This is a genomic window from Streptomyces sp. NPDC003038, assembly GCF_040611115.1.
GTDB lineage: Bacteria > Actinomycetota > Actinomycetes > Streptomycetales > Streptomycetaceae > Streptomyces.
Genome location: NZ_JBEXNN010000017.1, coordinates 142,855 through 152,967 on the forward strand (window position 1 = coordinate 142,855; position 10,113 = coordinate 152,967).

Genomic DNA, 10,113 nt, shown 5'->3' on the forward strand with positions numbered 1-10,113 from the left:
CCGGCGGGCAGGCAAGGGGGCGGCGACCGGTCCCGATCGGGACCGGTCGCTCTCCCACCGCCGGCGCCGCGGCCGCGCAAGGCCATGACCGAACTCGCCGTCATCAGCCGCACTACCAGGAAGCCCGGTGCTGCCTCGACGCCCTGACGGCTCTGGGCGGGGCCGGAGGTACCGCGTCGCCGCAGGAACTCGGCTTCCTGGGACTGCCGCTCTCCGACAGCCCCAACACCGGCGACTTCATCCACCACACCATCGGCCCGCTGCTCGACTACGACGCCCAGCAGCGCACGGAGCTCACGCGCACCCTGGAGGCGTACTTCGCCCAGGCGGGCAGCCCGACACGCGCCGCCGAAAGCCTGCACGTGCATCCGAACACGGTCTCCCGCCGTCTGGAGCGGATCTCCGAACTGCTGGGCGCCGACTGGCTTGAGCCGGCGCAGGCGCTCCAGGTCCAGCTGGCCCAGCGGATGCACCGCACCCGGCGGGCGCTGCGCAAGGGACACCGGGACCAGCCACGGTGGCCCGCCCGCTGAGGCGGGCCGCGGGCAGGGGACATGCCGCAGACGGCTCCCCTCAGCGCGGGTCGACCGGTGTGAGGACTCCGAGCCGGTCCTCGATCGCCTGGGCCGCGCCCGCCGGGTCCGCTCCATCGCCATCCCGATGTAGCGGTCCCCGCCCTTGCCGAGCAGCTTGCGCACCACCGGCCAGGTCGGGGCGAACTCGGTCACGGTGATGCGGCCGTACGCCTCCAGGGCCTCGTCCATCCGCGGTACGTCCTCCACCTCGCGCACGTCGTACCCGGCGTCGCGGAGCGCGTCCGCCGCGGTCGCGATGGCTCCGCGAACCGCGGGGTGGACGCCGTGGCCCCCCGGGTCCGCCACGACCGCGACCTTCACCGGCCCGGGGATCGCTTCTCCGTAGGCGGGCACCGGCACGGCCCGCGGGTCTCGCGGATCGGTCCCGGCCAGCACCTCGTACGCCAGCCGCAGGTCGCCCACGGTCCGTGCCAGCGGGCCGTCGGTGACCAGTAGCTGGGACGCCGGGCCGGGGTCGTCCGGGCCGAGAACGCGGTGGTCCGCGGGGAACCGGCCCGTGGACGGCTTCAGTCCGGCCACCCCGCAGAACTGGGCCGGGACGCGCACCGAGCCACCGGAGTCATTGCCGAGCCCGAGCGCCGCCATGCCCGTGGCGACGGCCACCGCGTCGCCCCCGCTGGTGCCGCCCGGGGTCCGGCTGCTGTCCCAAGGGTTGACCGTGTCGCCGAACAGTTCGCTGCGCGTGTGCATCCCCGCCAGGATCAGCGTGGGGATGTTGGCGTGCCCGATGGGGATGGCCCCGGCCGCGCGCAGCCGTGCCATCGGGGGCGCGTCGGCGGGCGCCACCAGATGACGGAAGCGCTCCGTGCCGAAGGTGGTCGGCACGCCTTCGACGGCGGTGCTCTCCTTCACTGTGAAGGGCACGCCCGCGAGCGGCCCCACACGTCTCATCGGCCACCTCACGCCGAAGGAGGCGCAGGACGTCCTCCACGCCCACCTGGCCGGCCTCTGGGAGGGGCTGGTCCGGCCGTGACCGGCTCCGGTCACGGCCGGGCGAAGCCCGGGACGGCCTCCATCGGCCGACGCGTCACCTGGGCCGCGGGAAGGCGCCCAGGTGCTCGGAGGGTCCGGCCGGCGCCGTTCCGAGCCCGGTGAAATAGTTCGCGTCCTTGGGGCGCCCGGCGTCATGGCCGGTGGGTCGGGGGGCCGGTTCCAGGTGGGGTATGTACTTGGAGCAGTGGATGTAGGCCTCTTCGACGCTCAGATGGACCCACATCTCGGGGCTGCGCCCCGGCGCGACGTCGGTGGGCAGGCCGGGAAGGGCGGCGCGGAGGTCGGCATCGCCGTAGAGCCGGGCCACGCCGTTGACGTGAAGGCCCACGTGGTGGTGGGTGAAGTCCACGAACAGCATGCCGAGGTGGGGGTTCTCCATCATGTTGCCGGCGCTGGCGAGGACACCGTTGCCGCGGAATTCCGGGTAGGCGAGCGTGTGCTCGTCGATCACGTGGACGAATCCCGGCGGCCCGGCGCGGAAACTGGAATCGCATTCTCCATGGGAGTCGGCGGTGGCCAGGAAGACCATCGACTGGCGGCCGATGAAGTCCCGCATCTCGGGCGTCAGGCAGGGGCGCACCTGCTGATCGTAGAAACGGGCGGCGCGGTCGGCGGTGCCCAGCTGCTGCTGCAGGCGGTGCTCGCCTGCTGATCCGAAGGGCGGCGGGGACAAGGTCACGGGGCGTTCTCCTGGCAGGACGGGCAAGCGCGTGGCTCAGGGAGTGGACAGGACGGGCGTCTCGAAGGGGTCGTGGTGGATGCGGTCGGGCATGGTGCCGTTGTGCGTGAGCGTTTCGCTGGCGGAGACGACCATCGCGGCAGGGCCGCTGAGGTAGACGTCGTGCTGGTACCACGGTCCGTACTCGGCAAGAACGTCCGGCAGTGACCCTCGGATGCCCGGGATGTACTCGTGCGAGACCGCGCCCCTGATGGTCAGCCAGTGGTACCGCTGGGCCATCCGCAGCATGTCGTCGACCCCGTACAGTTCGGCGCCGGTGCGGGCGCCGAGGAACAGGTCCACCTGGTGGCGCCCGCCGCGACGGGCCACCTCCTCGACGAGCGCGCGGATCGGCGCCAGTCCGGTGCCGCCGGCCACACACAGCAGGTCGCTGAAGACGGCGGCGTCCAGCACCATGTCCCCCATCGGGGGGCCCAGGTGGAGCACGTCGCCCACCGCGGCGTGGTGCACCAGCGCGGTGCTGACCGAGCCGCCGGGCACCGCGCGCACGTGAAAGGTGAGCGTGCCGTCCCCGCGAGGCGCGTTGGCGGGAGAGTAGTAGCGCCACTGCTTGGGCCACCAGGGAGTCTCCACACTGACGTACTGCCCGGCGGCATACTCGTAGGGCATGTGGGGACGTACGGTGATCTCGGCGATGCCGTGTCCGCGCGGGACGCGGTGCACCACCGTGGCGGGCCACACGGCGGGCCGTACCGCCTCGTCCTGCTCGGCAGCACTGATCATGACCTCGGCGACCGCGCCGTACGCCTTGGTCCAGGCGGCGGCGATGTCCGCGGTCCACGCCGGGCCGGCGTAGCGGGCCAGAGAGGCGAGGAGGCACTCGCCCACGGCCGGGAAGTGCGCGCTGAGCGTGCCGAATTTGCGGTGGTCGCGACCGAGGTGTCCACAGAAGCGGACCAGGCTCTCCGGGTCGTCGACGAGGTCCACGATGCGCAGCAGCGCGCGCAGCAGGCGGCCGCGCTGGGCGTCCATGCCCGGCGGGAACATCGGACGGACTTCGGGGTAGCGGGCGAAGAGGATCGCGTAGAAATAGACCGTCATCTCTCCGGCGAGTGGCTCGACCACCGAGACGGAAGCCCGAATGAGTTCTATCTCGTGGGGCGACAGAACTGCCTCGACGGGCCGCGGCTCACTGCTGATGACGGTCGGAGTGGGTGCCGAGTCCTCCGGGGAGGGGTGCGCGGATGAGTGGCGTGAGCGATTGATCCGGAATCTCAAGAGACCAACGCTCCTCCAACCGGTATTCGAGATGGCTTCCGTCCGGCGGACCGTGGGGCGACGCCGCTCGCGGGGCCGCGTCCCCGAAACGCGCCGCGGGCGGGGTCGTCATTGAACCGCCGTCTCAGGAGAGCAGTGGTCGTGGCGTCGAAGGTGGCGAGCATGATTCCTCGATGTGGGGCGAGAGGTTTAAACGGATCAGGCGGGTCCGGACGCTACATGATCGTGGCGGTGACTCAGAAGTAGGTAAGGGGTCTGACGGGCCCGGACCCATGCCGCCGAGGCCGGTATTTCCGTTAAGGGGCGCTTCGCGACCGCCCCGACCCCCACGGGAGTGCCGCGGAGGCGGCGGCGAGGACGTGAACGAGTCCGCTGCCAGGAGGAGCGGCCCGGCGTCCGGGAACGCGCGGACGCGGTGGCGCGTTGAGGGGGTAGTAGTCGACGACAGGAGGAGGTGTCCGCGGATGTCCACGAGCGGAAAGATCGCGGTTGCCGGAGTCGTGGCAGCCATCGTGTTGTTCTGGGCGGTCGGGTTCTGGGCGGGGCTCTTGGTCCTCATCGGGGTGCCGGCGGCTGCGTATCTGCTGCTCGACTCCTCCCAGCGCCGTCGCCTGCGGAGTAGGTCCAGGAAGCAGATCGGCCGCTGACGGCGGCAAGGGGGATGTTCATGAGTACCGCACAGCGCGCTCGGGTCGCGGCGGTCAGCAGCAACGGTGTGTACTCCTTCACCAAGCCCACGCGCGAGAGCATCACCCTGCTCGCCGGGCTCGGCGTCGAGGGAGACGTGCACTCCGGGGTGACGGTCAAGCACCGCTCCCGGGTGGCGCAGGACCCCACGCAGCCGAACCTCCGCCAGGTGCACCTCATACACCGGGAGCTGTTCGACGAGGTGGCCCGCTGCGGCTTCAGCCTGGAAGCCGGCCAGCTCGGGGAGAACGTGACCACCGAGGGCATAGACCTGCTCGGGCTCCCCACCGGCACCCTGCTGCGCCTCGGCGAGGAGGCGGTGGTGGAGGTGACCGGGCTGCGCAATCCGTGCCGTCAGATCGACGGCTTCCAGCACGGACTGCTCAAGCAGGTCCTGGGGCGGGACGAGGAGGGCCGGCTGATTCGCAAAGCCGGTGTCATGGGCGTGGTCCACCAGGGTGGAACGATCCGTCCCGGCGACCGGATCGCGGTGACGCTGCCTCCGGCCCCGCACACCCCGCTCGACCGGGTGTGACGTACAGCCCGGAAGCGAGTGCCGACCCGGCGGGCGCGCGCCCGCCGGACGGGGTCGCCCGGCATGCCGGTGAGGCGACCTCGGCGGTAGGCCGGCCGGGTGCCCGGAAGCAGGTCTCCGGGTACCTACAGGCTCCCGCGCGGGGCCGTCGTCGCACCGGCAGGGACGAGATCCGCTTCCAGGAGCATCCGGGCCGACTGGTCCACCAACTGCCGCAGCGCCGGCAGGTAGGCCTCGTCCCCACCCAGCTCACCCAGGATGCGGTGCGCCTCATCGCGAAATCCGTCAAGATCCTCGCGGTAGCGGCGCAGGACGGCAGGTGCCCGAAGAAGGCCGGCGAGTTCGGTTCGCGCCGGGTGAGAACTACCGGCGGCGGCACACAGGTTCAGGATGTGCTCGCGGGACCGGGTTGACGATTCCTCGACGGCGCACACCAGAAGATAGGTGACGGTGCCGTTCAGCAAGTCCTCGTTGCGACCGGACACGATGTCTTCCTGGTCGTTGAACATCTGCCACAAGATGCCGAAGACATAGCCGAACTCCCGCCACAGCTCGGTTCTCCCGCTGGCCGCACCCGCCAAGGTGGCGGCCAGCGTCGTTATCATGCCGAAGGGTGCGCCGGACTTGCCTCGGTACGTCGCGATGACCGAGTTCCGTGTCGCGCTGCCGACGTCTCCGCGCATGTCGTCGATCTGCCCGGTGAGCGCGAGGGTCCAGCTGTTCAGGACCTCGGTGATCAGAGCGCCGCGTACCGTCTCCGGCACCTGTGGGGACTGGATGATCTGCAGGGGAAGCACGTTGCCGACGACGACGGACGCCAGCAGCGCCTCGTTCTCGCTCAGCCCACCGGAAACGGCCGCACCGTGCCCGTCGGCCAGGTCGTCGAAGTAGCATGCCGACGTCCACCACAGCAAGTGGATCGCGGACACCGGAATGGCCGGCCCGGGAGTGCCCGTTTCGACCGCGTGCACGAGCAGGGGAAGCACCGACAGGGGATGTCTCAGTTTTCGGTGCTGCAAGAGTGTGGCGACTGCCTTCCTGGCGGCGCTCGACGGCGGGCCGAGCCGTTCCAGAGCGGCAGCGATTTCCGCGTCGATGTCCTTGGAGACTTGGCGATGCACATCTAAGTACGACATGGAATTCACGCAGTGACCTCCATCGTGAGAATGGGCAAAAGGGTGACGTGCTGTGCGCCCCATGTTGCGCTACGTCACCGATTCGATCATTCGGGATGGAGGGGAGCTAGAGCGATTTTCGGTCCTGGCCGGTTCCATCCGGCCCGTGGCCCGCCCCACCGGATCAGTAGTAGCCCTGCATCAAAGCCGTCGCCCACTGCGGCTGGCGCACCTCGCCACGGGGCCCGAACTCGGCCATGTACGGCTTGAGATCGAGTACCGGAGTGCCGTCCACCGCGTCGAGGCCCTCCACGTGGACGTCGAGGCCGTCCACCTTCACCACCCGGCACCGCGAGACGCCCAGCCGGTTCGGCCGGTTCTTGCCGCGCTGCGCGAAGATGCCGACCAGCGGCCAGTCCGGGTTGCCCCGGGGGCGCCGGGCGCCCGTCTCGGTCTTCTCCGCCGGCACCCGGTCGAAGTGGTAGACCACCTCGACGTGTGAGAAGTCCTCCAGCCCGTACAGCGCCTCCGGGCCGAACCGGGCGCCGTCCAGGCGGATCACCGCCGCCTCCCGCCCCCAATCGTCATCGACCACCTCCGCGCGGCCATCCACCACCACGCCCACTGGTTCGGACTCCACGGCCATGTCTTCTCCCTCGCTTCCGTTCGCTCTCAAGCCGGCCGCACCGCGACGCGGTCCAAGGCCGCCAGCAGTCGCGGCAGCTGCCCACCCGCGTCGTGCGGAACCGGCAGGACCTCGCTCGGCTCCTCGTCCAGCAGCACGAAGGCCGTGTCGTCGGTACGGGCCACCAGCGACCACCCGGGCCCGTCGGCCCGCAGGGTCCGCGACCCCTCACCCGCGAAGGAGGACCGTACCCGGCCGGGCGGCGGTGGTGTCCGCGTGTACTCCAGGGCCTCCTTGAGCGCCCGAGCGAGCCCGGGGTGGGCGGCGGCGGCCGCCCCGCCGTCCGTCGCCACACGCCCGCGCCAGTCCGCCCACTCCCGGGCGATCTGGTCCGCGCCCATCCGCCGCTGCACGGGACCCCAGACCTCGGCCGAGGGCGGCGCCAGGGGCACCCGCCCCGTGCCGTCCGCGCCCTGCTCCGGATCATGTGGTTCCGGAATCCCGGGTGCCGCCACGGAGAGGTCCAGCGGCCACCCCGCCAGGGAGACCACGATCGAGCGTTCGTCGGGGGAGAGGTCGTACTCCATCCCGCAGTCCCAGGAGGCGATCGCCGTGGCCACGAGCGAGACGTCGTCCACGACGACCGTCCAGCGCGCGCCCTCTTCGTCCTGGCCGAGCACCAGGCCGTACCCGCCCGCGGCGGGCTCCACACCCAGCAGCGCGCAGGCCTCCGGATAGTCGTCGCCCAGGATGCTCGGGAACTGCGCGGGGGTCAGCAGCACGGCGGTCAGCACGTACAGCGAGCCGTCACCCTCGTCGTCGGACACGTAGCCTCCCGTAGCTCTCTCGGCGCACCTTAACCAGCCGGTAACCCAGCAGTCGAGAGGCCGCGGGTGACGATTTCCAAGGGGGCTACCTGCACGTAGAGTTGGGCACCCGCCACAGAAAGGGACACCGGGTGCAGCGATACGACCGGCTGAGGGAGATCCTCCGTCTGGACCCCGACAAGGACTTCCTGGCCATCTACCGGCTGACCGCCACCTACGAGTTCCCCTGGGACTTCACCCGCGCCCTGGAGCTCGCCCTCTTCCGCACGTACGCCGTCCCCGGCATCGGCCGCCTGCTGGCCGAGACCGCCGAGTTCACCGACCGCAGCCAGAAGCGCTACGACGACACCGCGCTGCTCCTGGACGCGATCGTGGAGCACGGCTTCGAGAGCGACACGGCGCGCACCGCGATCCGCCGCGTCAATCAGATGCACCGCAGCTACGACATCTCCCAAGAGGAGATGCGCTACGTCCTGTGCACCTTCGTGGTGATTCCGGCGCGCTGGCTCGACGCCTACGGCTGGCGCCCGATGACGCACCACGAGCGCCGGGCCTCCGCGAACTACTACGCCACCTTGGGCCGGCACATGGGCATCAAGGACATCCCGGGCTCCTACGAGGAGTTCGAAACCACTCTGAACGCCTACGAAGAGGCCCACTTCGGCTGGGACGAGGGCGGCCGCAAGGTTGCCGACTCCACTCTCGACCTGATGGCCTCCTGGTACCCGGCGCCGCTCGCCCCGGCCGTGCGCGGCGCGAGCCTCGCCCTCCTCGACGAGCCGCTGCTGAGCGCCTTCCGGTACGAGCGCCCGCGCCCCGCGGTCCAGCGGCTGGTCCGGGGAGCCCTGCGGCTGCGCGGCCGCGCGGTGCGGCTGCTGCCCCCGCGCAGCGCCCCGCACTACGCACGCCAGAACCCGGAGATCAAGAGCTACCCCGGCGGCTATGACGTGGGCGAGCTCGGCACGTTTCCCCTGCCCGGCACAGGCGGCTGCCCCGTGCCGCATCCCCGCCGGCCCGCCGGAGCCGAGGCCCAGCCTCCGGCGTGATCCGGGCCCGGTCCGCGGGCCCCGGCCGCGGTGCCGACGTACAGGCGTATATCATGGGTGACGTACTGCCAGCGCCAGGAAGCGGGCGTCCTCGTCGGCGTACGAGGTCATCTCCCAGCCCGAACGCGCGAGCAGCGGACGGAGGTTGGGCTCGGCCCGCATGTCCTGCGGCGTGAGCTCGCGCCCGTGGCGTGCGGCGAGGGCCGCCCGGCCGATCGGGTGGAAGAGCGCGAGCCGGCCGCCGGGGCGCACCACGCGTGCCAGTTCGCGCAGATTCGCCGCCGGGTCGGGCAGATGCGCGATCAGCCCGGCGGCGAACACCGCGTCCAGCACCTGATCGCGCAGCGGCAGCCGGGCCACGTCCGCGAGGAGCAGCGCGCCCTCGGCGGCCCGCCCGGCCTCCCGCGCGACGGCCAGCATCTGCGGGGTGAGGTCCACGCCCAGCACGATCCCGGAGGGGCCGACGGCCGCCCGCAGCGCGGTGAGGGCCCGCCCGGTGCCGCAGCCCGCGTCGAGCACGCGGTCCCCGGGCCGCAGCCCGAACTCCGCCACGGCGGCCCTGAAAGCGGGCGCGTCCTGCGGGAACTTCCGGTCCCAGTCGGCGGCGCGCGCCCCGAAGAACTCCTGCACGTGTGTGTGGTCTTCGCTCATGCAGCCCATGATCCCTCACAGCCGCACGCCTGCGGTCCGTGTGCAAGGTGGTACGTGGCGCGGTCGAAGATGAACGTATCTCTGTCATATTCCGGCAGTTCCAGCGGCTTTCGAAATGCTCTCCGTGTTCGTGCCCTCACCCGGACTAGCGTCCGGTGGCCATGGGACACCTGGACCACGCCGCCTATGGCTGGCTGACACCCGCACTGTCATATGTGATGGCATCGATCGGCGCCGCCCTCGGGCTGCGCTGCACCGTCCGCGCGCTCGCCGCGACCGGATCCTCCCGCCGCAACTGGCTCCTCACCGCTGCCTCCGCCCTCGGCACCGGCATCTGGACGATGCACTTCGTCGCGATGCTCGGCTTCCACGTCACCGGCACCGAGATCCACTACAACGTGCCGCTGACCATCCTCAGCCTGCTCGTCGCCATGCTGGTCGTCGGCGCCGGAGTCTTCGCCGTCGGCTACGGCAAGGACCGCGGCCGGGCCCTCGTACTCGGCGGCCTCACCACCGGCCTCGGCGTCGCCAGCATGCACTACCTCGGCATGGCGGCCCTGCGGCTGCACGGTGACGTCACCTACGAGCCGCTCACCGTGGGACTCTCCCTCGCCATCGCCGTGGTCGCCGCCACCGCGGCCCTGTGGGCCGCCCTCAACATCAGGTCACCTGCCGCCGTCGCGGTCGCCTCGCTCGTCATGGGCGCCGCCGTCAGCAGCATGCACTACACCGGGATGGCGGCCGTCGCGGTCAGCGTCACCCCGTCGGACGCGGCCCTGCCCGGTGCCACTGCCATGCAGTTCATCTTCCCGCTCGCCGTCGGGCTCGGTTCCTACCTCTTCATCACCTCCGCCTTCGTCGCGCTCTCCCCGACCGCAGACGAGCGCGCTGCTTCCGCCTCAGCCTCCGCTTCCGCTTCTGGCTCCGGCTCCGCTTCTGGCTCCGGCTCCGCTTCCGCGCAGCACCCGGCGGAGCGGGCCGCCGCGGCGCCGTGGTGCATCTCGCTGATGATCGGAATGTGGTCGTTGACCCAGACGCAGCCCGCCTTGATCTCGCGGGTGGCGCGGTTGGCCCGGTAGAG

General features: G+C 71.2%; 10 protein-coding genes and 2 pseudogenes. 5 read left to right on the forward strand and 7 right to left on the reverse strand.

Annotated features, from left to right (window positions below; genetic code table 11):
• Positions 1–305: 305 nt before the first annotated feature.
• On the forward strand, positions 306–533 hold the full coding sequence (locus ABZX75_RS21985; RefSeq protein WP_355413033.1) for a helix-turn-helix domain-containing protein: 228 nt from the start codon (positions 306–308) through the stop codon (positions 531–533).
• A gap of 105 nt (positions 534–638) precedes the next feature.
• Here the strand turns inward: ABZX75_RS21985 and ABZX75_RS21990 are convergent.
• The 3 genes and pseudogenes from ABZX75_RS21990 to ABZX75_RS22000 form a co-directional block, all read right to left on the reverse strand.
• Positions 639–1,478 (reverse strand): annotated as a pseudogene (locus ABZX75_RS21990) (amidase family protein); the annotation flags it as partial.
• Between the two features lie 145 nt (positions 1,479–1,623).
• Positions 1,624–2,268, reverse strand: a complete 645-nt coding sequence (locus tag ABZX75_RS21995) for a pyridoxamine 5'-phosphate oxidase family protein (protein WP_355412999.1) — start codon at positions 2,266–2,268, stop codon at positions 1,624–1,626.
• Positions 2,269–2,304: 36 nt separating this feature from the next.
• Positions 2,305–3,369 carry a globin domain-containing protein gene (locus ABZX75_RS22000; RefSeq protein WP_355413001.1) on the reverse strand — a complete coding sequence of 355 codons (1,065 nt, stop codon included), beginning with the start codon at positions 3,367–3,369 and terminating at the stop codon, positions 2,305–2,307.
• A 641-nt stretch (positions 3,370–4,010) separates the two neighbouring features.
• Between ABZX75_RS22000 and ABZX75_RS22005 the strand changes: the two genes are divergently transcribed.
• Both ABZX75_RS22005 and ABZX75_RS22010 read left to right on the forward strand, forming a co-directional pair.
• Positions 4,011–4,193, forward strand: a complete 183-nt coding sequence (locus tag ABZX75_RS22005) for a hypothetical protein (RefSeq protein WP_355413035.1) — start codon at positions 4,011–4,013, stop codon at positions 4,191–4,193.
• A gap of 20 nt (positions 4,194–4,213) precedes the next feature.
• Entirely contained in the window at positions 4,214–4,768 is a 555-nt protein-coding gene (locus ABZX75_RS22010; RefSeq protein WP_355413003.1) for an MOSC domain-containing protein, read from the forward strand.
• 125 nt (positions 4,769–4,893) lie between these two features.
• On the opposite strand, the gene ABZX75_RS22015 is transcribed toward ABZX75_RS22010, so the two are convergent.
• The 3 genes from ABZX75_RS22015 to ABZX75_RS22025 form a co-directional block, all read right to left on the reverse strand.
• On the reverse strand, positions 4,894–5,904 hold the full coding sequence (locus tag ABZX75_RS22015) for a polyprenyl synthetase family protein (RefSeq protein WP_355413037.1): 1,011 nt from the start codon (positions 5,902–5,904) through the stop codon (positions 4,894–4,896).
• A 163-nt stretch (positions 5,905–6,067) separates the two neighbouring features.
• Positions 6,068–6,529: an SAM-dependent methyltransferase gene (locus ABZX75_RS22020; RefSeq protein ID WP_355413005.1), complete on the reverse strand. Its 462-nt coding sequence runs from the start codon at positions 6,527–6,529 to the stop codon at positions 6,068–6,070.
• 26 nt (positions 6,530–6,555) lie between these two features.
• On the reverse strand, positions 6,556–7,335 hold the full coding sequence (locus ABZX75_RS22025; RefSeq protein WP_355413007.1) for a hypothetical protein: 780 nt from the start codon (positions 7,333–7,335) through the stop codon (positions 6,556–6,558).
• A gap of 131 nt (positions 7,336–7,466) precedes the next feature.
• Here ABZX75_RS22025 and ABZX75_RS22030 point away from each other — a divergent pair, with 131 nt between their 5' ends.
• Positions 7,467–8,381 (forward strand): oxygenase MpaB family protein, encoded by a 915-nt coding sequence (locus ABZX75_RS22030; protein ID WP_355413009.1) that lies wholly within the window; start codon positions 7,467–7,469, stop codon positions 8,379–8,381.
• 51 nt (positions 8,382–8,432) lie between these two features.
• Here the strand turns inward: ABZX75_RS22030 and ABZX75_RS22035 are convergent, their stop codons facing one another.
• On the reverse strand, positions 8,433–9,032 hold the full coding sequence (locus tag ABZX75_RS22035) for a methyltransferase domain-containing protein (protein WP_355413011.1): 600 nt from the start codon (positions 9,030–9,032) through the stop codon (positions 8,433–8,435).
• Positions 9,033–9,193: 161 nt separating this feature from the next.
• Here ABZX75_RS22035 and ABZX75_RS22040 point away from each other — a divergent pair.
• Positions 9,194–9,937 (forward strand): annotated as a pseudogene (locus ABZX75_RS22040) (MHYT domain-containing protein); the annotation flags it as partial.
• Positions 9,938–10,113: the final 176 nt, after the last annotated feature.